Annotated in this window: 22 protein-coding genes and 1 tRNA gene; 14 read left to right on the top strand and 9 right to left on the bottom strand. The window is 63.9% G+C overall.

Annotation, left to right across the window (positions count from 1 at the left end; translation table 11 throughout):
- The first annotated feature begins 53 nt into the window (after nt 1–53).
- The 3 genes from AB7532_RS01640 to AB7532_RS01630 all read left to right on the top strand — a co-directional run bounded on the left by AB7532_RS01640 (nt 54) and on the right by AB7532_RS01630 (nt 2666).
- Nucleotides 54–833 (top strand): SDR family NAD(P)-dependent oxidoreductase, encoded by a 780-nt coding sequence (locus AB7532_RS01640; protein ID WP_441233097.1) that lies wholly within the window; start codon nt 54–56, stop codon nt 831–833.
- Between the two features lie 127 nt (nt 834–960).
- Nucleotides 961–1755 carry a glutamine amidotransferase gene (locus tag AB7532_RS01635; RefSeq protein WP_441233096.1) on the top strand — a complete coding sequence of 265 codons (795 nt, stop codon included), beginning with the start codon at nt 961–963 and terminating at the stop codon, nt 1753–1755.
- Between the two features lie 98 nt (nt 1756–1853).
- Nucleotides 1854–2666, top strand: a complete 813-nt coding sequence (locus tag AB7532_RS01630) for an enoyl-CoA hydratase (RefSeq protein WP_441233095.1) — start codon at nt 1854–1856, stop codon at nt 2664–2666.
- 110 nt (nt 2667–2776) lie between these two features.
- On the opposite strand, the gene AB7532_RS01625 is transcribed toward AB7532_RS01630, so the two are convergent.
- Nucleotides 2777–2852, bottom strand: a tRNA-Ala gene (locus tag AB7532_RS01625).
- Nucleotides 2853–3070: 218 nt separating this feature from the next.
- On the opposite strand from AB7532_RS01625, the gene AB7532_RS01620 reads away from it, so the two are divergent.
- The 3 genes from AB7532_RS01620 to folD are packed head-to-tail and all read left to right on the top strand — an operon-like array spanning nt 3071 to nt 4607.
- Nucleotides 3071–3361: a YggT family protein gene (locus tag AB7532_RS01620; RefSeq protein ID WP_007598721.1), complete on the top strand. Its 291-nt coding sequence runs from the start codon at nt 3071–3073 to the stop codon at nt 3359–3361.
- A gap of 15 nt (nt 3362–3376) precedes the next feature.
- Entirely contained in the window at nt 3377–3712 is a 336-nt protein-coding gene (locus AB7532_RS01615; RefSeq protein WP_441233094.1) for a DUF167 domain-containing protein, read from the top strand.
- A 10-nt stretch (nt 3713–3722) separates the two neighbouring features.
- On the top strand, nt 3723–4607 hold the full coding sequence (gene folD / locus AB7532_RS01610) for a bifunctional methylenetetrahydrofolate dehydrogenase/methenyltetrahydrofolate cyclohydrolase FolD (RefSeq protein ID WP_441233093.1): 885 nt from the start codon (nt 3723–3725) through the stop codon (nt 4605–4607).
- Between the two features lie 135 nt (nt 4608–4742).
- On the opposite strand, the gene ppa is transcribed toward folD, so the two are convergent.
- Together ppa and AB7532_RS01600 are read right to left on the bottom strand one after the other, a co-directional pair.
- Nucleotides 4743–5279 carry an inorganic diphosphatase gene (ppa, locus tag AB7532_RS01605; protein ID WP_441233092.1) on the bottom strand — a complete coding sequence of 179 codons (537 nt, stop codon included), beginning with the start codon at nt 5277–5279 and terminating at the stop codon, nt 4743–4745.
- Nucleotides 5280–5473: 194 nt separating this feature from the next.
- A complete protein-coding gene (locus AB7532_RS01600) occupies nt 5474–5983 on the bottom strand; it encodes a GNAT family N-acetyltransferase (RefSeq protein WP_014490714.1) in 510 nt (169 codons plus the stop codon).
- 278 nt (nt 5984–6261) lie between these two features.
- Between AB7532_RS01600 and AB7532_RS01595 the strand changes: the two genes are divergently transcribed.
- The 4 genes from AB7532_RS01595 to AB7532_RS01580 are packed head-to-tail and all read left to right on the top strand — an operon-like array spanning nt 6262 to nt 9360.
- Entirely contained in the window at nt 6262–7161 is a 900-nt protein-coding gene (locus AB7532_RS01595) for a dienelactone hydrolase family protein (RefSeq protein ID WP_441233091.1), read from the top strand.
- Nucleotides 7158–7625 (top strand): DUF2269 family protein, encoded by a 468-nt coding sequence (locus AB7532_RS01590; protein ID WP_441233090.1) that lies wholly within the window; start codon nt 7158–7160, stop codon nt 7623–7625. Before AB7532_RS01595 ends, AB7532_RS01590 begins: the two co-directional genes overlap by 4 nt.
- 8 nt (nt 7626–7633) lie before the next feature.
- Nucleotides 7634–8953, top strand: a complete 1320-nt coding sequence (locus AB7532_RS01585; RefSeq protein WP_441233089.1) for an SDR family oxidoreductase — start codon at nt 7634–7636, stop codon at nt 8951–8953.
- Nucleotides 8953–9360 (top strand): thiol-disulfide oxidoreductase DCC family protein, encoded by a 408-nt coding sequence (locus AB7532_RS01580; protein ID WP_441233088.1) that lies wholly within the window; start codon nt 8953–8955, stop codon nt 9358–9360. The genes AB7532_RS01585 and AB7532_RS01580 overlap by 1 nt, the downstream gene beginning before the upstream one ends.
- A gap of 42 nt (nt 9361–9402) precedes the next feature.
- Here AB7532_RS01580 and AB7532_RS01575 read toward each other — a convergent pair whose 3' ends face one another.
- Nucleotides 9403–10650, bottom strand: a complete 1248-nt coding sequence (locus AB7532_RS01575; RefSeq protein WP_441233087.1) for a flavin monoamine oxidase family protein — start codon at nt 10648–10650, stop codon at nt 9403–9405.
- A 220-nt stretch (nt 10651–10870) separates the two neighbouring features.
- Between AB7532_RS01575 and AB7532_RS01570 the strand changes: the two genes are divergently transcribed.
- Complete coding sequence (locus AB7532_RS01570; protein WP_441233086.1) at nt 10871–12742, top strand: hypothetical protein; 1872 nt, start codon at nt 10871–10873, stop codon at nt 12740–12742.
- 39 nt (nt 12743–12781) lie between these two features.
- On the opposite strand, the gene typA is transcribed toward AB7532_RS01570, so the two are convergent.
- Nucleotides 12782–14608: a translational GTPase TypA gene (gene typA, locus AB7532_RS01565; RefSeq protein WP_441233085.1), complete on the bottom strand. Its 1827-nt coding sequence runs from the start codon at nt 14606–14608 to the stop codon at nt 12782–12784.
- 290 nt (nt 14609–14898) lie between these two features.
- Nucleotides 14899–15675, bottom strand: coding sequence for a Crp/Fnr family transcriptional regulator (locus tag AB7532_RS01560; protein ID WP_441233084.1), 777 nt, complete (start codon nt 15673–15675; stop codon nt 14899–14901).
- 161 nt (nt 15676–15836) lie between these two features.
- On the opposite strand from AB7532_RS01560, the gene AB7532_RS01555 reads away from it, so the two are divergent.
- Nucleotides 15837–16244: a response regulator gene (locus AB7532_RS01555; protein WP_441233083.1), complete on the top strand. Its 408-nt coding sequence runs from the start codon at nt 15837–15839 to the stop codon at nt 16242–16244.
- 21 nt (nt 16245–16265) lie between these two features.
- On the opposite strand, the gene AB7532_RS01550 is transcribed toward AB7532_RS01555, so the two are convergent.
- Nucleotides 16266–17807, bottom strand: coding sequence for an alkaline phosphatase D family protein (locus AB7532_RS01550; RefSeq protein WP_441233082.1), 1542 nt, complete (start codon nt 17805–17807; stop codon nt 16266–16268).
- Between the two features lie 254 nt (nt 17808–18061).
- Entirely contained in the window at nt 18062–19507 is a 1446-nt protein-coding gene (locus AB7532_RS01545) for a TAXI family TRAP transporter solute-binding subunit (RefSeq protein ID WP_441233081.1), read from the bottom strand.
- 152 nt (nt 19508–19659) lie between these two features.
- On the opposite strand from AB7532_RS01545, the gene AB7532_RS01540 reads away from it, so the two are divergent.
- Both AB7532_RS01540 and AB7532_RS01535 read left to right on the top strand, forming a co-directional pair.
- Nucleotides 19660–19950: a 4a-hydroxytetrahydrobiopterin dehydratase gene (locus tag AB7532_RS01540; RefSeq protein ID WP_441233080.1), complete on the top strand. Its 291-nt coding sequence runs from the start codon at nt 19660–19662 to the stop codon at nt 19948–19950.
- Nucleotides 19951–20051: 101 nt separating this feature from the next.
- The gene (locus AB7532_RS01535; RefSeq protein WP_441233079.1) at nt 20052–20444 is read left to right on the top strand and encodes a YkvA family protein; all 393 of its coding nucleotides are present in this window, start codon (nt 20052–20054) and stop codon (nt 20442–20444) included.
- A gap of 247 nt (nt 20445–20691) precedes the next feature.
- Here AB7532_RS01535 and AB7532_RS01530 read toward each other — a convergent pair whose 3' ends face one another.
- The gene (locus AB7532_RS01530) at nt 20692–21849 is read right to left on the bottom strand and encodes a TAXI family TRAP transporter solute-binding subunit (protein ID WP_441233078.1); all 1158 of its coding nucleotides are present in this window, start codon (nt 21847–21849) and stop codon (nt 20692–20694) included.
- Between the last annotated feature and the right edge of the window lie 17 nt (nt 21850–21866).

The raw sequence follows: 21866 nt of genomic DNA, 5'->3' as shown, positions 1-21866 counted from the left end.
CTCTCGTTCCGTCATTGCGGGGCCAAAAAACTTCAATTCAAGAGACTTCCATCGTGACTGAGCGGGTAACGTTGATCACCGGTGCCTCGGCGGGCATCGGCACGGAGCTGGCGCGTGTGTTCGCCGCCAACGGGCATCGTCTCGCGCTGACGGCGCGGCGGGCGGAGCGGCTGGAAGCGCTCGCAAACGAGCTTGCGGCGAAGGGCGGCAAGAAGCCGATCGTGATCGCCTGCGATCTCCAGGACGCCGATGCCGGCGAGAAGATCGCCGCAGCGCTCGCGGCCGAAGGCGTCGAGCTCGACAATCTCGTCAACAATGCCGGCTTCGGCGTATTCGGCGATGCCATCGAGCGCGACCGCTGCGAACAGGTCGGCATCGTCGATGTCAACGTCCGCGCCCTGACGGACCTGTCGCTGCGCTTTGCCGATCAGCTGATCAGAAACAAGGGCGGTCTTCTCAATGTCGGATCGGTCGCCGGTTTTCTGCCCGGCCCCGGCATGGCCGTCTACTACGCATCCAAGGCCTATGTCATTTCCCTCACCGAGGCCTTGCGCGCGGAGCTCGCGCCGCGCGGCGTTCGCGTCACCGTGCTTTGCCCGGGTCCGGTGCCCACCGAATTTCAGGCGCGTGCCGGCGTCGGGTCCGGCCATGATACCGCCCTTCTCAATGTGCCGGCCTCCGTCGTCGCAGAGCAGGCCTATCGCGGCCTGATGGCCAACAAACGGGCAGTGCTGCCGGGTCTCGGTATCAAGATCGTGCCATTCGCGCTGCGATTCTTCCCGCGCGGCTTCATCCTGGCCGCCACCAGCCGGTTTCAGCGGCAGAGGCACTGAAGAAAGCCTCGGTGTCCGTCATGGCCCGGAGCTTGCTTCAATATCGGGCGTGTGTGCGCAAACTCACACGAAATTAACGATCGCTTAGGTATGCTCGCGGTCTGAACCGATAGCACTCGCAGAGACCATGTCGTTCCGGACGAACAGGTTTGGTAGCGCAGAGGTGGTGCCCTTCCGAAAGAGGGCGCCAAGCGTCGCCGCCTCCGAAAACCGGTTGCCGGTTCTGATCGTCCTGCATCAGGAATCCTCGACACCCGGCCGCGTCGGCAATGCATTGCGTGCGCTCGGCCATCGTCTCGACATCCGCCGTCCCCGCTTCGGCGATCCCCTGCCCGAGACGCTTGATCAACATGCCGGCGCCGTGTTCTTCGGCGGCCCGATGAGCGCCAATGATTCCGACGACTACATCCGCCGCGAGATCGACTGGATCGAAATTCCGCTCCGCGAACAGCGGCCGTTCCTCGGCATCTGCCTCGGTGCGCAGATGCTCGCGATGCAGCTCGGCGCGCGCGTTGCGCCGCATGCGGAGGCGCTGACCCAGATCGGCTACTATCCGATCCGCCCGACCGCCGCGGGCCACGCGCTGTGCCCGGACTGGCCGGCGCAGGTCTATCACTGGCATCGCGAAGGATTTCAGTTGCCTGTCGGTGCCGAATTGCTTGCGGAAGGCGATGATTTCCCGGTGCAGGCGTTCCGCACCGGCAACGCGTTCGGCGTGCAGTTTCATCCCGACGTGACTTACGCGATGATGCATTGCTGGACCACGCGCGGTTATGACGGCCTCAGCGCGCCCGGCGCGCGCGAGCGGCATCATCATTTTGCGGAGCGTGCCGTCTACGATACGGCCGAACGCGCCTGGCTCGATCATTTCATCGACGGCTGGCTGGCGCGCCGGCCGGTGCTGGCGCAAGCCGCCGAGTAATCGCGCCTCCACGCAAGCCGTTGTCTCATCCCCGGATATGCTAGGCTCTCTGCCAACGAGCGCGCGCGAACGCGTGCCGGCAGCACAGGGAGAGCGTCATGGCCTATGAACACATTCTCTACGACGTCAGCGACAAGATCGCGACCATCACGCTCAACCGCCCTGATCGCATGAACGCATGGACGCCGATCATGGAGCGCGACGTGCGCCATGCGATGGAAGCCTCGAGCGCCGACGACAATGTTCGCGTCATCGTGCTGACAGGCGCGGGCCGCGGCTTCTGCGCCGGTGCCGACATGGACGCGCTGAAAGGGCTCGATCCCAACGACGTCAGGCGCGCGTCGAATTTGCCGCCGTTCGACATGAACCGCCGGCCGGACTGGCAGACGCGCTACGGCTTCTATCCGTCGATCGGCAAACCTGTCATCGCGATGCTCAACGGCGCGACCGCCGGCATCGGCCTCGTCCACGCGCTCTATTGCGACCTGCGCTTTGCCGCCGACAACACGGTGTTCACCACCGCCTTCGCGCGGCGCGGGCTGATCGCCGAGCACGGCATGTCGTGGATGCTGCCGCACATCGTCGGCCACGCCAACGCGATGGATCTGTTGCTGTCGGCCCGGCGTGTGGGAAGCGAAGAGGCGCTGCGGATCGGCCTGGTCAACCGGCTCTACTCGCCGGAGAAACTGCGCGAGGAGACTTACGCCTACGCGCGCGACCTCGCGGAGATGGTTTCTCCGAGCGCGATGGCCGTGATCAAGCGGCAGCTCTACGACGTCCCGTTCCAGACGCTGGCCGAGGCGACCATCGAGGCGAATCGCGAGATGATGGTGGCGCTGAACGGAAGTGATTTCAGGGAGGGTGTGGCGAGCTTCATGGAGAAGCGGCCGCCGCGGTTTACGGGGAAGTAGGGGGATTTTCGAGGGGCAGTCCGTCTTCGCCCTGCGGGCTTCGCCGGACACCACGTTTCGTCCTTCGGGCTCCGCGCGGCTGCGCCACGCGTAGCCCGAAGGGCGAAGCGTGGTGGAGCCAGGCGGGATCGAACCGCCGACCTCGTCATTGCGAACGACGCGCTCTCCCAGCTGAGCTATGGCCCCTTTGCTGGCCGCTCTGGTGAATGCGGCCGACAACCGGGCGCCATTTAAGTCCCCGCCAAGGTCAAGTCAAGGACGGGTGTAACCCGGTTTTAGCCATTCCGGCACCGACTTCCCTTGTTTGGGCGGGGGGGAACCGATATCTAGCAAAAGGCGTCAATCCTGACCGCAGCCAGCGTTTCAAAAGCCAGAGTCCTTAAAAGCCAGAGTCTGCAAAAATCATGCGTGCCGTTCTCGACATCGTCATCATCGTGCTCGACCTCTACGTCTGGCTGCTGATCGCCTCCGCGATCCTGTCCTGGCTGATCGCCTTCAACGTCGTGAACACCCGCAACCAGTTCGTTTCGGCGGTGGCGGAGTTCCTGTACCGGATCACCGAGCCGGTGCTGGCACCGATTCGCAATTTCCTGCCGAGCCTCGGCGGCCTCGACATCTCGCCGATCATCCTGATCCTGCTGATCATGTTCATCGAGCGGGTGATTTTGTACTACATCTATCCGAACGTGATCTGAGCAGGCGGGAGCGTATTGGTTGCCCCGAGGGAACCCTGGCGCTACGCGGCCGCAGGAATAAGCATCGCATTGCGCGTGACGCCGCGGGGCGGCCGCGACGACATCGACGGGATCGAACAGCTGGCCGATGGCCGCAGCGTGCTCAAGGTGCGGGTGCGCGCGATCGCCGATGGCGGCGAAGCCAACAAGGCCGTTCTGGTGCTGCTGGCGACAGCGCTTGGCGTGCCCAAGGCCAATGTAAAGCTGCTATCCGGTGCCACCTCGCGGCTGAAGCAGATCGCGGTCGGCGGCGATCCGGCGCGGCTTGGCGAGGCCCTGCGCAGGCTGGCGTCAGCCAAATCGACAGACTGAGGGAACTGACATGACGGCCAAGATCATCGATGGAAAAATCATCGCTGCGGAACTTCGTGGTCGCGTCGCTGACGAGGTCGCCCGCGTCAAGCGCGACCATCATCTGGTGCCGGGCCTCGCGGTGGTGCTGGTCGGCAACGACCCCGCCAGCGAAGTCTATGTCCGCTCCAAGCATACCCAGACCCAGGCGGCCGGCATGGCCTCGTTCGAGCACAAGCTGCCCGCTGACGTCTCGCAAGCGGATCTGTTGGCGGTCGTCGCCAAGCTCAACCGCGATCCCGCCGTCCACGGCATTCTGGTGCAGCTCCCGCTGCCGAAGGGCCTGAACACCGAGGCTGTCATCAATGCCATCGATCCCGCCAAGGACGTCGACGGCCTGCATCCGAACAATGCCGGCCGGCTCGCCGGCGGCTTCGAGGCGCTGTCGCCCTGCACGCCGCTCGGCTCGATCATCCTGACCAAGAGCGTGCACGCCTCGCTCGAGGGCATGAACGCCATCGTCATCGGCCGCTCGAACCTGGTCGGCCGTCCGCTGGTACAATTGCTGCTGAACGAGAACGCCACGGTGACCATCGCGCATTCGCGCTCACGCGATCTGCCGGGGCTCGTGAAGCGCGCGGACCTCGTCTACGCCGCGGTGGGCAAGCCGGAGATGGTGCGCGGTGATTGGATCAAGCCGGGCGCGACCGTGATCGACATCGGCATCAACCGCATCCCGAAAGAGGATGGCAAGACGCGCTTGGTCGGCGACGTCGCCTATCAGGAAGCGCTGGCTGTGGCGGGCGCGATCACGCCGGTCCCGGGCGGCGTCGGCCAGATGACGGTCGCATGTCTGCTGGTGAATACGCTGCGCGCGGCCTGTGCGATCGCAGGCCTACAGAGGCCGGCGGTGTAGTTCGATCTCTCGTGCCCCGGACGCAGCGCAGCGTGTAACGATGCGCTGCAGAGCCGGGGCCCATGCTCGCGGCATTCTGGGTCCCGGCTCTGCGACGCGTCACTTCGTGCCGCATCGCGTCCGGGACACCAAAGCTCAGCCCTTCTTTTTCTTCTCGCGCTCGATGCCTTCGAGGATCAGCTTCTGCGCGTCTTCCGGGCCGCCCCAGCGCAGGATCTTCACCCACTTGCCGGGTTCGAGATCCTTGTAGTGCTCGAAGAAGTGCTGGATCTGCTGCAGCGTGATGTCGGGCAGGTCGGAGTACGACTTCACCTTGTCGTAGCGCTGCGTCAGCTTCGACGACGGCACCGCGAGAATCTTCTCGTCGCCGCCGGCTTCGTCTTCCATGAACAGCACGCCGACCGGGCGCACGCTCATGACGGCACCGGGGATGATGGCGCGGGTGTTGACGATCAGCACGTCGCAGGGATCGCCGTCATCCGACAGCGTGTGCGGGATGAAGCCGTAGTTACCGGGGTAACGCATCGGCGTGTAGAGGAAGCGGTCGACGACGAGCGTGCCGGCCTCCTTGTCCATCTCGTATTTGATCGGTTCGCCGCCCACGGGGACTTCGATGATGACGTTGACGTCGTGGGGGACGTTTTTTCCGATCGAGACCGCATCGATACGCATTCAAGGCTCCGTTGTTGCCGAGGATAAATCGCGCCCGGCAGCGATTTTGGCGCTGTCATACGCGGGCTTGGCCCGCCAATCCATCGTGTTTTTGTGAAATAATGAATCCAGCGATCACCGGCGCAAAAGGCTGTCGGTATCGACGGATGGGAAGCGCTGCCGACTAAGCTTTCAGCAGCTCAATGGGTCCAATTTTAGTTGGTCCAGGCGAAGGCAACCTTGTCGAGCGACTTCGGCCCGAAACGCTCCGAGGAGCGTGCCACCATGCGGCCGCCCAGGGCCCGGTAGAACTCGGTCGCGGGATCGTTGTCCGAGAGCGCCCACACGACCATGCTCTTCAGGCCGCTCTGCATCAGGTCGCGGCGGGCGGCTGTGAACAGGCGACGGCCGAAGCCGAGGCCCTGAAACTCGGGGCGCAAATAGAGTTCGTAGATCTCGCCATCGAAATGCAGGCTGCGGGCGCGGTTGCGTCCATAATTGGCGTAGCCGGCAATCTTGTCGCCGAACACCAGCACGCTGACGCGGCTGCCCTTGCGGATCGCGCTGTCCCACCACTGCGGACCGCGGCGATTGATCAGCTTTTCCAGTTCGCCGCCGGGAATGATGCCCTGATAGGCGGAACGCCAGGCTTCGTCATGGGTGGACGCCACCGCAGTTGCATCTGCAGCTTTGGCCGGCCGGACCTCGATCAGGGTTGTGCTCATGGGCGCGATCAAACCAAGTCGCCGCGCTGGCGGCAAGACCTATCGTTAATTATCGGTTAACGTGTGGATTTTGTGCATCAGTATTTTAACCATGTTGTACCGAAAAAAGACAAGACGCCATTTCGAAGGGCACCGGCCTGCCATGCGTCGGTGCAAAACTCCCCTGCAGCAACCAATGAACCGCGATGGCAACGCGAAAGTCCGCCAATATTGATTCGTTCCAACTAGTCTTGCCAACTCGTTTGGTCGTCGCTCTCCGTGTTCGCCTTCGGCAATTCATGCGGCTCTTCAACACCCTTGCGCTCCTGTCTCTGCTGGCCCTGCTGACCGCGCCACCTCTGTGCGCGCAGGTCACGTTTGGGCGATCGGGTGAGGAAGGCGAACCGTTTCGACGGCAAGAGTGGCGCGTGCCCTCGCCGGATTCCGATATTGCCGCGCGTGCCCTGCTGTTTCGGCCCGCCGGCGCCGGTCCGTTTCGGCTTGCGCTGATCGCGCATGCCTCGACGCAGAACGTTTTGCGTCGCGCGCAAATGCCGCAGCCGGAATACCGTGCGCTCGCAGCCTTTCTCGTCACGCGCGGCTTCGCCGTGCTGGTGCCGGAGCGACTCGGCCACGGCGCGACCGGCGGCCGTTATGCAGAAGACCAAGGCGGCTGCGATGACGCGGATTATTTGCGCGCGGGCCGTGTGACGGCCGATGAAATTTCGCGCGCGCTGGAATTCCTGCGAAGGCAGGATTTCATCCGCAAGGATGCCGCGGTTGTGATCGGCCATTCCGCCGGCGGCTGGGGCGCGCTGGCGCTCGCGAGCGCCGACGCGAAAGCGATCTCGGGGATCACAGTGTTTGCGCCCGGACGCGGCGGTCATGCCAATGACGAAGCCAACCGGATCTGCGCGCCACACACACTTCTTGCGGCCGCAGCCGAGTTCGGCAAGGCCGCGCACATTCCCGTCACCTGGCTGGTGGCCGCCAACGACACTTACTTCGCACCGACATTTTCGCTGGGCCTTGCGGATGCGTTTCACGGCAGCGGCGGCAAGGTCGACTTCCGCACCTTGCCGGCCGTCGGCAGCGAGGGCCATTGGTTGATCGAGACCGAGGCCGGCGTCAAAGCGGCGAGCAGCGAGCTCGAACGCGCGCTGAACCTGCCGAAACCTGCGGCGACCAAGAAGCCATGACGCTGTATTTCCTGGTCAAATTTCTGCATGTGCTCGGCGCCATCGTCATCCTCGGCACCGGAACCGGCATCGCCTTCTTCATGCTGATGGCGCATCGCACGAGCGACGCGGGCTTCATCGCACGCACGGCCTCGGTGGTGGTGATCGCGGATGCGATCTTCACACTCTCGGCCGTGATCTTCCAGCCGCTCACGGGCGGCCTGCTGATGATGCTCTCGGCGACGCCGGTCACCGAGCGCTGGCTGCTGGCCTCGCTCGCGCTCTACGTTTTCGCGGGCCTGTTCTGGGTCCCCGTCGTCTTCATGCAGATCGAGATGCGTGATCTCGCGCGCAAGGCGGCCGCGCAGCGCGGCGCGCTTCCGGAGCGCTATTTCGTGCTATTCCGCCGCTGGTTCGCATTCGGCTTCCCGGGCTTCGGCGCGACGATGCTCATTCTCTGGCTGATGGTCGCAAAGCCGTTTTGAGGACACCGATGGATCAGCGAACCATTCTGGTGCTCGGCGCCTCCGGCCTGATCGGCCGCTTCGTCACCGACGATCTGCGCGTGCGGGGTTTTCGCGTCATCGGCGTGGCGCGCAGCCTGTCGCTGGCGCAGACGATGAGCGCGCTGGACATCGAACGGCCGATCCTCGCGCTCGATGCGGCCGCGCTGACGCACCTCTTGAAAGAGCATGCCGCCGATATCGTCGTGAACTGTCTCGGCGTGCTGCAGGATGGTCCCGGCAGCGATACCAACGCCGTGCATCGCGACTTCGTCGCGCGTCTGCTTCAGGCGATCGGCGACAGCGGCCGCGCGATCCGGCTGGTGCACATCTCGATTCCCGGAACAGCCGAGGCCGATCGCACCGCCTTCGCCACGACCAAGCGCGAGGCCGAGAGGTTGATCGCGGCATCCCACATTCCCCATGCCATCCTGCGGCCCGGCTTCGTGGTCGCACCATCAGCCTATGGTGGCAGCGCCATGCTCCGCGCGCTCGCCGCCTTCCCGCTCGATCTGCCGGCTGCGGTGATGGCAACGCCGTTCCAGCCCGTTGCGGTCGAGGATATTTCGGCGACCATTGCCTGGCTCGCGGCGCGCGAGATCGACGATGCCTCCGTGAAGGCCGTCACCTGGGACCTGATGCAGGCCGAGCCGGTCACGATGGCCGGCGTCATCAAGCAGTTCCGCCTTGCCTTCGGCACATCAGGCTGGCCGCGCCTCGCGCTGCCGTCCTTGATACTCGATCTCGGCGCGGAAATCGGCGATCTCGCCAACGCGCTCGGCTGGATGCCGCCGATGCGCACCACCGCCATTGCCGAGCTGCGCCGCGGCGTGCGAGGCGATCCCTCCGCATGGATTGCGGCGACGGGCATCGCGCCAAAGACTTTGACCGATACGATCGGACGCCACCCCGCCACCATCCAGGACAAATGGTTCGCACGGCTGTTCCTGATCAAGGCGCTGATCTTTGCGAGCCTGGTCGCGTTCTGGCTCGTCTCCGGCTTCATCGCGCTGTTCGTGTCCTATCGCGCCGCCGCCGGCATTTTGAGCGCACACGACTTTCCGCCTGCGCTGATCGCCCCCATCACCATCGGCACCAGCCTGATGGACATGAGCATCGGCGTGCTGATCGCCTTCCGCCGCACCGCGGCGGTCGGACTCGTCGTGGGCATCGTCGCCTCGCTCGGCTATATGTTCGGTGCGGCGATTCTCACGCCAGACCTATGGGTCGAGCCGCTCGGGGCGCTGGTGAAGACGGGACCGGCCATTGTGCTGATGCTGGTGGCGCTAATGATGCTGGACAATCGCTGATGAGCAAATGGCCCGACGACGATGTCATTCTGTTCGACGGCGTCTGCATCTTCTGCTCGCGCTGGGTGCGGTTCGTGGCTCAGCGCGACACGGCGAGGCGGTTTCGTTTCACTCCGATCCAGTCGGATTACGGGGCGAATTTGGCGCGGACATTTGGCATCGATCCCGATGATCCCGACACCAACGCAGTGATCCATGGCGGCGAGGTGTTCATGAAGTCAGACGCGGCGTTGACGGTGCTGTCGAACCTGCCCGGTTGGGCCTGGACGCGCGCATTGTTCGCCGTTCCAAAACCGCTGCGGAATGCGATGTACGGCCTGATCGCGCACAACCGCTACCGCATCTTTGGGAAATACGACGCCTGCTTCGTGCCCGATGCCGATTTGCGGGCACGGGTGATCGAGTAGTTCGTCATTGCGAGCGCAGCGAAGCAATGACGGAGTGTGTCGTTACGGCGTTCCCAGAACAGCCAGCACTTCCTTCGCCGCCCGCTCTCCACTATCCCTTGCTCCGTGCGCCGTCGTGAAAAACTCCGGTGACGTCGCTTCCCCCGCGAAGAACAGCCGCCCATCGACCGGCGCCGCCAGCACGGCGCGATCCCCGGCGTGCCCCGGCAGCGCGTGGGAGTAGGACCCGCGCGCGAACGGATCATGCGCCCAGCGCGACTCGTAGAGCGGCTTCAGCTTGCGGCGGATGTCGTTGCCGAGAAAGCCCGCGATCTCATCGATGCTCTGCGCGGCAATGGCGCCGGCGCCCGCTTCTTCCAGCGCGCGGGCAAAGCTGCCGCCGAAAAAGCCTTCGATGCAGGGCTGGCCGAACGGGCGGATGTGGTAGGTGCCCATCTCGGTGCGCATGGTCGCGCCGCGCAAATTGCCTTCCCTGGGGAAGGCTTCGGCATCGCTCAGCGCCAGTGTCACCTTGTCGTCGACGCCGAGCGGCAGGCCGGCTGCGGCACCGACCTTGGCGGGAAGCGGCGGTGAGAAGCGGATGGCTTCGTCGGCGATCAGATTGGTCGGCACGGTGACGATCACCTTGTCCGCGGTCAACGTGCCCTGCGACGTCGCGATGCGGATGCGCTTGCTGGAATGATCGATCAGCGTGACGTTGCAGTTCAGCGCAACCGAGCAGGGCGCGCCGTAGGCCGTCACCAGCGCGCCATAGCCGCGGCGAACACGCCAGTTGAAATTGGTGTCCTCGTAGGCGTCCCAGTCCAGCGTCGACATGTCCTTCAGTTCGCAGCCGTTGATGTAGGTCGAGACCGCATCGATCATCGGATTCCAGCGATTGCCGGGCTCGAGACTCAGACTCGCGGGCTCGTCCCTGCCTTTTTGCGCGGCCTGCCACATGCGCTCATAGAACGCGTCCATCTCGCGCATGAACGCGTCGCGCTCGCTTTGCGGAAAGGCGTCGCCATAGGCGCGCTCGCGCCAGGGCGGCAGGTCCTTGTTGACCTCGAAACCGAGTTGTCGCGCGATCGCGACGAAGGAGTTTTTGTCCGCCGAGTGCAGCCAGCCGCAGCCGACGTCGAACGTCACGTCAGGCGAGGCCTGCACGGTCCAGGCCCGGCCACCGAGCCGGTCGCGGCCCTCCAGCACGATCGCGGAGCGGCCGGAGCCTTGCAGCGCATGCGCCGCGCCCAGACCGGCGGCACCGGCGCCGATGATCGCGACGTCGACGAAGGAGGGAAGAGAGGTCATGGGCGGGCTCTAGCATGTTCGCCGGATGTGCTGAAGCCGGGCGGGCGCGCGCCTCTTGCAATGCACACCGGTTTGGGGCGCCGCCTTGCCTTCGGCCACGCAACATCCTGCTGCACGAAGCGTGCGTATCAAGTGGTCCGAACCGGCTTGTCTTTCGTGCCAAGGTTGTATTCAATTCGCGATTATCTTTTCAGCTATTTTCAGCCGGGGAATTGCCGCCATGCCGAACATCGATCCGGGCGTAGAGCACAAGCGAACCGCCGTTCTGGTGGTTCATGGCATCGGCAGCCAGCGCGCGCTCGAGACGGTCCGGGGCGTCATCCGCGGCATCTGGTGGGACAGCAACAACCCCGCCGACAACGGCAAGCGGCTCTGGACCCATCCGGAGAGGAACCGGGAGGATATCGACCTCTCGGTGATGACGACGAATGAAGTGCCGGGGTCGAAAGACGCGCGTGGCGTCGACTTCCACGAGCTGTATTGGGCTCATCTCATGAGCGAGACCAAGGCAGTCGCGGTTCTGCTCTGGCTCTACGAGCTCTGCCGCAAAGGTCCGATCATGCGTCATGGCCTGAACGGGCTGTGGTGGGGCGCGGCGATCTTCCTGTGCATGATGAATCTGTCTTTCGCGCTGCTGGCCCTCAAGGGCGTGCTGCTGTTCTCGCAGACCAGCGCGCAAAATATCCTGATCGCGCCGTCTCTGATCTTGTTCAGCAGCCTCGTGATCGGTTTCTTCGGTGCGTTATTGAAGGGATATCTTCGTCTCGGCATCTGGCTGGCCGTGCTCTGCGTCATCGGCATCGGCCTCGGCGCCGGTTATTTCTGGCTGGAGTTCGCCGTTCCCGGCGACAGGAACAAGGGCCTGCTCGACGGCGCGGAGCTGATCACGCTGGTCGCGCTTCCGACTCTGGATGCATTGCTTGGGACCTATCTGGTCATGGGCCGGCGGGGCTTGCTTGCCTTCGCCTTGACGCTCGCGATCTCCGTGATCGTCTGCGGCATCTTCGTCTGGGTCGACCAATACTGGTACCCGGCCCGTCCTCTGTTCGAGACCGTGGTCAAGTCATGGCCCTGGGCCCTGAACTCCTCCTGGAGCGCGCCGATTGCCTTCGGCATTCTGAGCATCTACCTCGCCGTCAATGGCGCCTTCCTGCAACCCTATCTGGGCGATGCCGCGCGATATTTCCGCGGCTCGCCCGCCAACGTCGCCGTGCGGCGTGCGATCAGGAAGGAAGCCGTCGATACGCTCGAAGGTCTCCATGACTCCGGACAATATGACCGCATCATCGTCGTCGCGCATAGTTTGGGCTGCGTCGTCTCCTACGACATGCTGCGAGCCTATTTCAGCCGCGTATCCGACGATCTGCCGCCGATCACGCTGCTCGGCCAGGAATTTCTGGATATCGACGGTGCGCGGTGGCAACCCGAGGCGATCGCCACCCGTGACGAGAAGCGGGAGCTTCGGATCAAGGCGCGGCAAGTCATTGCCAACATCGCCGACGTCACGGTCAAGCAACCGCTCGAACAGCGCAAATTCAAGAGCTGGCTGGTGACCGATTACGTCACGCTCGGAAGTGCGCTGTCACACGCCTATTTCCTGATGTGCGACGAGGACAAGCGCTTCCCCGATCTCGATGGCCGCCAGCGGCTGAGGAAGGATTTCGATCGCCGGGTCAGTGAGCGGGAATTCCCGACCTGTCCGCCGAAACGGCTGGACCAGGACGGCCTGCTGTCCTTCGACAACAAAAAGAAGAAGGCGAGGCAAATCCATAACGGCGCGCTGTTCGGATTGACGCGCTGGACCAACATCTATTTCCCGATCGAGCAAATCTTCTGGGGCGATGCGATCGGCGGTCCGCTGGGACCGATCTTCGGCCGGCACATCGTCGACATTCCAGTCTCGACGAAGCTGGCGGGGGGCGCCGATTTCTTCACCCACACCGCCTATTGGGATGTCGAGCGCAAGCCCGATATTTACAAGGCACCGCACATCGTGGCGCTGCGCGAGGCGGGCGACTTCGCTGAATCAGGGTCCGCGATCGACATCATCGATCGCGGGGTCGATGCTCCGGACAAGGACGCGGGCGCATGACCTGTCCCCGATGGACCGATCATGCTCGGGCAATAGCCCTTACGCCACAGCTTCCTTGGCCTTTTCCGCACGCTTGCGCTCGTTCGGATCGAGGTGCTTCTTGCGCAGGCGGATCGACTTCGGGGTGATCTCCACCAGCTCGTCATCCTCGATATAGGCCAGCGCCTTTTCCAGCGTCATGCGGATCGGCGGGGTCAGGCGCACAGCCTCGTCCTTCGAGGTGGTGCGGATGTTGGTGAGCTGCTTGCCCTTGAGAACGTTGATCTCGAGATCGTTGTCGCGGGTATGCTCGCCGACGATCATGCCCTTGTAGACCTTCCAGCCGGGCTCGATCATCATCGGACCGCGGTCTTCCAGCTTGAACATGGCATAGGCAACCGCGTCGCCCTGGTCGTTGGAGATCAGGACGCCGTTGCGGCGGCCCTGAATCGAGCCCTTGTAGGGCAGGTAGTTGTGGAACAGGCGATTCATGATCGCCGTGCCCTTGGTATCGGTCATCAGTTCGCCCTGGTAGCCGATCAGGCCGCGGGTGGGCGCGTAGAACACCAGGCGCAGGCGGTTGCCGCCCGAGGGCTTCATCTCGATCAGCTCGGACTTGCGCTCGCTCATCTTCTGCACGACGACGCCGGAATGCTCCTCGTCGACGTCGATCACGACTTCCTCGACCGGCTCCAGGGTCTGGCCGGTGGCTTCGTCCTTCTGGAACACGACGCGCGGACGCGACACGGAGAGCTCAAAGCCCTCGCGGCGCATGGTCTCGATCAGGATCGCAAGCTGCAATTCGCCGCGACCCGATACTTCCATCGCGTCCTTGTCCTGGGCTTCGACCACGCGCAGCGCGACGTTGCCCTCGGCCTCGCGCAACAGGCGATCGCGGATCAGGCGGCTGGTGACCTTGTCGCCTTCGGTGCCGGCGAGCGGCGAGTTGTTGACGATGAACGACATCGATACGGTCGGCGGATCGATCGGCTGCGCCTGCAGCGGGATCTCGACGGTCGGATCGCAGAACGTGTCGGCCACGGTGCCCTTGGGCAGTCCGGCGATGGCGACAATGTCGCCGGCTTCGGCAATTTCGACCGGCTGGCGCTCGAGGCCGCGGAACGCCAGGATCTTGCTGATCCGGCCGGTTTCCACCAGCTTGCCGTCACGCGACAGCACTTTCACGGCCTGGTTCGGCTTCACCGTGCCGGATGTGATGCGGCCGGTGATGATGCGGCCGAGATAGGGGTTGGCCTCGAGAATCGTGCCGAGCAGCCGGAACGGACCTTCCTCGACCACCGGCGGCGCCACATGCTTGATGACGAGATCGAACAGCGGCTTCATGCCGACGTCATGGGATGCGTCCGGCGAGTCGGCCATCCAGCCGTTCTTGCCCGACCCGTAGAGGATCGGGAAGTCGAGCTGCTCGTCGGTGGCATCCAGCGCCGCGAACAGGTCGAACACCTCGTTGACCACCTCGGAGATGCGCGCGTCGGGACGGTCAACCTTGTTGATGGCGACGATCGGCTTCAGGCCGAGCTTGAGCGCCTTGCCGACCACGAATTTGGTCTGCGGCATCGGGCCTTCGGCGGCATCGACCAGCACGATCACGCCGTCGACCATCGACAGGATACGCTCGACCTCACCGCCGAAATCGGCGTGGCCGGGGGTGTCGACGATGTTGATCTGGGTGTCTTCCCAATGCACCGAGGTGCATTTGGCCAGAATGGTGATGCCGCGCTCGCGTTCCAGATCGTTGGAATCCATCGCGCGCTCCACCTGGCGCTGGTTGTCGCGATAGGTGCCGGACTGCTGCAGCAGCTTGTCGACCAGAGTGGTTTTGCCGTGGTCGACGTGGGCGATGATGGCGATGTTGCGAAGATTCATGAGTGAGCTTCTTTACGGTCGGACAATGGGTTAAGCGCGATCTCGCCGGTCAAGCCGGGACCTCTTCACGGACAACGCTGAAACGTGGAAAACGGGGCCTATTACGCCCAAAAGGGCCGCTCGGCTAGATCAACCGGGCACCCTGCGCGTTTGCAGCGCAATATAGGCAAAAAACGCCAAAAAACAATGCGTTCTTTCGGGGTTGGTTGATTGAATTTTGTCCGGGAATCCCCGGGGCTTAGCGAAAATCCCGCACCAAACCGGCCCTTAACGGGGGTGGCGGGCCCCGGTCAGCCCTGCACGGAGCTCAGATCCGCTTCCTCGGTCGGATACACCCCCCGCAGCACCTCCTCGAAATGCATCTTCACGGCGTCGTTGCAGAGACAGGCACGCAGGCGGAGGCCGTCGTGGTTGCGGACCAGGATCGAGCCGCGCCGCGTGTCGAGCACGCCTTCGGCCTTGAACGACTGCAGCACGCGGCTCGCATAGCTGCGCCCGACCCCGAGCAGCGTCGCCAGCTGCTCGTGCGTCAGCGGTACGCTGTTCGCGTCGCCAGTCCGCTCCATCGCCGCGATGATCCACTTCGCCGTGCGCTGCTCGATCGAGTGAATGGCGTTGCACGCGGTGGACTGGAATATCTGCGCCAGCATGCAGTCGGCGTAGCGGGCGAAGATGTTGCGCAGCGACGCCGATCGCGCCTTGGCCGCGTCCAGCTTGCCGACGTGAATGCGCGCAAACGGCCCGCTGAATTTCACGCAGATGCGGGTATAGGCCGGCAGGAATCCCTCGCTGACGATCCCGCCCACCGCACCTTCGCGGCCGACCAGAATGGTCTCGACATCGCGGCCGTCTTCATTGGGGACGAGAAATGTCGCGAGCGAAGGGCCGCAGGGAAAATGCACGACCTGGACATCGTCGCCGGGACTGTAGAGCAGATGGTTTGCGTCGACGTCGTCAACCGCGACGTGCGGCGCGAGCATCGCGTAGTCGGCCGCACTCAGGCGGCGCAACAGATTGTTCGCCGGCCGGTTGTTCACCTCATTTGCCTTGCTGATACGCACGTCCATCGTAGTCCCCTGGGCTCCCTTCAACACTAGCGAGGTCCCTTCCCTGATTGTGTGCACAAGTGGACAGACGTCAAAACTGTTCTGTGGTGAGTTTCGTTCCGGGAACTCTCCGATGCACTGGGCGCGGGCGTCGGAATCAAGCTGTCCTCACGGATAAAACCATGCAGCCCTCGATAGCCAGCATCATGATACCTGTTTCTTCGGATGGCTCGGCCGACGTGCCCGCCGACGTGCTGATCGTCGAGGACGATCCAATCATCGCGATCGATTTCGAGGATCGCCTGCTCGGCTTTGGCGTGAAGAGCGTGCGTACCGCGGGATCGGTGGCGCGGGCGCTGGCCCTGATCGCGGCGCGGGCTCCGGACTTCGCACTGCTCGACGTCGAGCTCAGCCGCGAGAATAGTTTTGCCGTCGCCGAGCGGCTGGCGGCGGCGCAAATTCCCTTCGTCTTCGTGACCGGCTATGGCGCGGAGGCGCGGATCGCTTCCGAATTCAAGGCGCGGCCGAGGCTGCAAAAGCCCTGCTCGAGCGAAGCGCTGGAGGCCGCGTTGCGCGCACGCGGCGCCTGATCGTTCTGAAGTCTTGCAGCGTCAGGCCGATTTCGGATCGAGCGTGGTCGACCACAGCGCGACGTCGGCGCGGTCGCGCAATGTCACAATCATCTGACCGGACGCGCCGTCGATCCTGACGTGACCGAAGAACTGCATGCCGGCAGACGGCGGCAGGTTCTGGTTGTCCTTGCCCGGCGCTTTCACGAAGCGCACCTCGGGCCCAAAGGTGTTGTCGAGCGGGGCCGGACCGAAGGTCCCCGCATGCAGCGGGCCCGACACGAATTCCCAGAACGGCTCGAAGTCCTGGAATTGCGCCTTGTTCGGGTCGTAATAATGCGCGGCGGCGTAGTGCACGTCCGCGGTCAGCCACACCGTGTTGTTGATCGGCGCCATCTTGATGAAACGCAGGATGTCGGCGATCTCGAGTTCGCGACCGCGTACCGGGCCATCGCCTTGTGCAAACGCTTCCGAGCCGCCCTTCGGCGTGTCGGACACGACGAGGCTGAGCGGCATGTCCGACGCGATCACCTTCCAGGTCGCGCGCGAGTTCAGCAGGCCGCGCTTGAGCCAGGCGATCTGGTCCGGGCCGAGGAAGTAGCTGGCGGGGCCGTATTCCGTTTCGAGATTGGGACCGTTCGGGCCGCGATAGCTGCGCTCGTCGAGCATGAACACGTCGAGATGGGGGCCGTAGGAGATCTGGCGATAGACCCGGCCGGGCTCATGGATGCTCTCGCGCATCGGATACATCTCGTGGAAGGCACGCGCGCCGCGTGCGGCGAGCAGCGAGATGTCGCGCACCTTGTAAGCCGCCGGCAGCTCCTTCGACAGCGACCAGTTGTTGGTGACCTCGTGGTCGTCCCACTGCGCGAAGATCGGCACCTCGGCATTGAAGGCACGCAAATTCTCGTCGGTGAGATTGTATTTGTGCGCCGCGCGATACTCGTCCAGCGTCTCCGCGACCTTGGCTTTCTCGGGGATCGTGACGTTCTTCCAGATCTTGCCGTCGGCGAGTTTGACTTCGGGTTGAATCGGGCCGTCGGCGTAAATCGTATCGCCGGAATGCAGGAAGAAATCCGGACGATGCTTGCGCATCGTGGCGAAGCTGAACATGCCGCCGTCGTCAGGGTTGATGCCCCAGCCTTGACCCGCGACATCGCCGCCCCAGACGAAGCTGACGTCGCGGCGATCGGCCGGCGCGGTGCGGAAGCGGCCGACCACGGACTCGCCTTCGATCGCACCATGCGAGAGATCGCGGAAGCGGATGCGATAGAAGATGTCCTGACCGCCGGGCAGGTTCTCGATGAGCATTTTTGCAGTGAAGTCGCTCTCCGGCAGCGCCGCGATCGGCGGCAGCGCGCGGGCGTTCTTGAAGGATTCCGTCGTCGCGACCTCGACCAGCATCTGCGCGGGACGATCGGTGCGGGCCCAGACCACGCCGCCATCGACGCTGACGTCGCCGGACTGCACGCCATGCGTCACGGCCGGCCGGTCGGCTGCGCGCGACAGATGCGGCATGGCGACCGCGCCAAGCACGCCGGCGCTGGTGGTGAGGAAACGGCGGCGGGAGAGTTTGATCTTCATGGGGATGATCTCGATATCGCGCGAGGCCACCCGCCCAGGCGGACGCCACGATGAAGCCCGACGCTATATTGAGACAGTGTGACGCAGCGATTACGCGCGCAAGCTCTCAGTTCAAGCGACCCGCAGTCTCAGTCCTCATCCTGAGGAGCCCGCATAGCGGGCGTCTCGAAGGATGGCCGCAGGCGACATTTGGGCCTGCATGGTTCGAGACGCGCGTTCCGCGCTCCTCACCATGAGGGTCTTGGAATCAAGCGTTACGCGTTGCCCGCGGCCCTGAACTGCGCGCCCGCGCGTTGCAGGTTCTGCGGCAGGCTGAACAGCACGGCCTTGCGGTCGGCGACGGCGGCGTGGAACTGATCGAGCACGATGTTGATGGCGGTGAGCCCGCCCTCTTCAATCGCCCCGTGGTCGAAGCAGCGCAGCGTGTCGCGCAGGATTTCGTCGGCCTCGGTCTGCATCTGGTCGAGATCTTCGGTTGTCTCGCTCTTGCGTGCGGCGGCGATCATGTCGAACAGCCTGTCGCGCAGATGGCTGTTGTTGTCGCGCTCGTCCTTCTTCAGATAGCCCGCGAACCAGGCGCCGATCGAGCCCATCGCGGAGAGCGCCATCAGGGTCCACCAGATGTAATCGCTGTATTTGTCGAGGAAGGTCTTTTCCTCGCCGTCGACGAAGGCGGCAGCACCTGGATGCACGGGGATCACCGCATCCTTGTCGGTGTCGGGCGTCTCGATCTTCGCCGCCATCGGGAATTCCGCCACCAGCTGCTGGCGCACGGCGAATAGCTGCCGCGTGAACGCCGCGATGGTGGTTTCGGACACGCCTTTGCGCGCCACGATGTGGTGCGAGAAGCTGATGGTCTTGACCTCGTCGTCGGGACGATCGGGCGAGCCGCCATAGGTGCCGGCGGGAATTTCCGATGCTTCGTAGACCGGATGGTTCTGCGCGATCGCATCCGCGGAATCGATCGCGAGGAAGGTCGGCGTGCCGCCCTCCTTGGCCGTCGCTGCGATCGCATCCGAGGTGATCTTGCTGTTGACGGGGCCGGCCGCGAGATAGGCATCGGCCTTCTGGGCCTTGATCGCCTCGGCGGCTTCATTGGCCGGGAATTGGATGACCTCGACCTTGGCGGGATCGACGCCATATTGCTGGAGGATCACCTTGAGCAAATTGACGTTGGCCTGGGTGCGGCCGATCACGCCGACGCGATGGCCGGCGAGCTGCGCGATCTTGGTGATCTTCGCGCCCTTCTTCTTGCCCTTGCCGGGCACCGTCCACAGCACCACGACGTTCTTGCGCAAGGTCGCGACCGCCTGCGCGTTTTTGGGCACGTCGACGTCGCCGCGCACGATGGCGAGATCGACCTTGCTTTCGGCGAGCGCATCGGCGCTGGCGGTGGCGCCGTCGGTCTGGATCGGCCGCAGCCGCACCTGGCTCTTGTGTTGCGCGAACGCCTGCGTCAGCGCCTGCACGACCTTGAGGTCGTCGCTGTTGGCGGGACCGACCGCGATCTTCAGCGTCACCGGACGCATCGCGAAATAATAGCCGCCGGTGAGCGCGCCGATGATGGCAAGCACCAATGCAAGAGAGACAAGCGCCATCCGTCGCGCCGCGGATCGCGGCGACGGCGGGGTGGGCGCTTCGGCCAGGTCCAATCCCCCGGTCATCGATCTCCCGAACAGTCGCTTGAGGCTCAGTTTCATCTTGGCCGGCGATTTACGCCCGCAATTGTAGCAAATTTCTTGTCCGGCGGGGTTACATCTCCGTCATGGTTACCGGATGGACGTAATTCCCGTATGAACCCCGGTCCTATGCACGGTGTTAGGGTAAAGTTCCCCTGAAAACGGAGGCCATCATGGCAGAGCGGCTGTCGCCGGAAGCACGCAAGCAGGCGCTGGGCACCATCCCTGATTGGACCGAGGTTCAGGGCCGCGACGCGATCGGGAAAACCTTTGTCTTCAAGGATTTCAACGAGGCGTTCGGCTTCATGACCCGCGCGGCGCTGGTCGCCGAGAAGATGGATCACCACCCCGAATGGCGCAACGTCTACAAGACGGTGGAGGTGGTGCTGTCGACCCATGACGCCGGCGGCGTCACCGGGCTCGACATCAAGCTGGCGACCGCAATGAACGCTATCGCCGGCTGACGCCAGGCTGACATCTTGCAGGCCCGATGCGAGTCCCCATGTTGTGATCAGCAGGGGATGCGGCCATCCGCCGCGTCCGGGTGAACGGGGAGTTCTCGACCATGGCTGCCGAACACAGTGTCGGCTTCGAGCCGGCCGATCGGCTCGCGGAAGATCGCGAAAGCGTGCGTCGTCGGTTCTGGCGCAAGCTCAAGCGCGTCGTCGCGCATCTGCCGTTCGCGGAAGATCTTCTCGCGGCCTATTACTGCGCGTTCGACCGGCAGACGCCGCGCCATGTCCAGGCCTCGCTGCTGGGCGCGATCGCCTATTTCATCCTGCCGTTCGATTTCCTTCCCGACGTGATGCCGATCCTCGGCTTCACCGATGACGCCGCCGTGCTGGCGACAGCCATCCGCATGGTGGCGGGACATATCACGAATGAGCATCGTGACGCCGCGCGAGCTGTGTTGAAGCGTGGGGTGGGTGAGGCGGATTCGGGAGCAGAAGCGGCGTAACCGCTGTCGATCCGCATTCCGCTGTCATTCCCCGCGAAGGCGGGGAATCCAGTACGCCGGGGCTTCTCGATTCAATCACTGGCGTCACGGAGTACTGGATCGCCCGGTCAAGCCGGGCGATGACACCGAGTGTGTTGATGCCGCTTGCTCCAAGCACCGTCATTGCGAGCAAAGCGAGGCAATCCAGACTGCCTCTCCGGAGAGATTCTGGATTGCTTCGTCGCTTCGCTCCTCGCAATGACGCCCCTTACTTCCTCTCCGCTGCCCGCGCCTTCTCCGCATCCCACGCCTGAAACTGCTTGAACAACGTCTCTCTGTCCGTGTCGGACACCTTCGCAGCCGTTGGACTCTGCTTCAGAAACGCCTCGAAGCGCTGCCGGGCCACCGGCTCGACGCCGTGCTTGTCGAGCCATTGCTGCGCCACCGGCAATCGGCTCCAGCCGGACAGCGGTGCGGCGAGCGAGACCTCCTTCCACTTGGGATGGAAGGGCGGGTTCTGGAGCGCGGGGAATTTGGTGAAGAACGCGTCCACGAACAAAGCAAGCTTGCGATAGCGCTCGGTGTTCGGCGCCCAATTATAGGCCGCGAGCACGGCCGGAACCGCGATCGTGTCCACGCTCTCGCCCTCCTTGATCAGGTTCGGGTAGTCCTTCGCGGTCAACGTCGCCGGCAGATAGTCGCTCTGGAGCGGCTTGGCGTAGTCGACCTTCGCAAGATGGAAGCGGCCGTCATTGCCGAAGGTCGAGACCGATTTGTACGGCTTGCCGCCGACCACGATGACGGCGTCGATCTCCCCGGCCTTCAGCTTCTCCATCGCGATGCGCTGCTCGACATAGACGAACTTCGCCTTGATCCCGAGCCGCTCGAACACGGTGAGCGCGGTGACGAAGGTGCCGCCGTTCGGCAGGTCGACGCTGACGGTCTTGCCTTCGAGGTCCTTCAGCGTCGCGACCGTTTTCGGCGCGATCACCTGCATCTCCTCGTTGTAGAGTTTCGTCACATAGGTGAACTGCCGCTTGATGTCCTTGGCGAAGCCCTTGCGTTCGAGATAGTCGAGCGTGTCGGCCCGCACGACGCCGAGATCGACGCCTTGCAGGAACAGGATGTCGGCGACGCTCTGCACCGAGCCACGGCCGACGATCGGCAGCACGCGAATCCTGTTGCCGTCGTCCAGCACCGAGGCGAGGTCGGCGCCGAACTGCACATAGGTGCCGCCGATCGTGCCGGTGATCAGCGTGACCGTATTGGCGTTCAGCGCCTGCTTGGTCGAGGTCGAGCCGAACTGGAAGATGGCCTTCAAACTGTCCGAGACCTTGGCCGGATCATATTCGGTCTGCTCGGCGCGGGCATTGAAGGCACAGATCGTCATGATGGCGCCAAGCGCCATTCCCAAAGCGTTACGCATGATGTCCCCTGACGCGT

The organism is Bradyrhizobium sp. 930_D9_N1_4, from assembly GCF_052076015.1.
Classification (GTDB): domain Bacteria; phylum Pseudomonadota; class Alphaproteobacteria; order Rhizobiales; family Xanthobacteraceae; genus Bradyrhizobium.
Note: the sequence above shows the minus strand (reverse complement) of the source record. Positions and strands in the feature narration are given on the sequence as shown.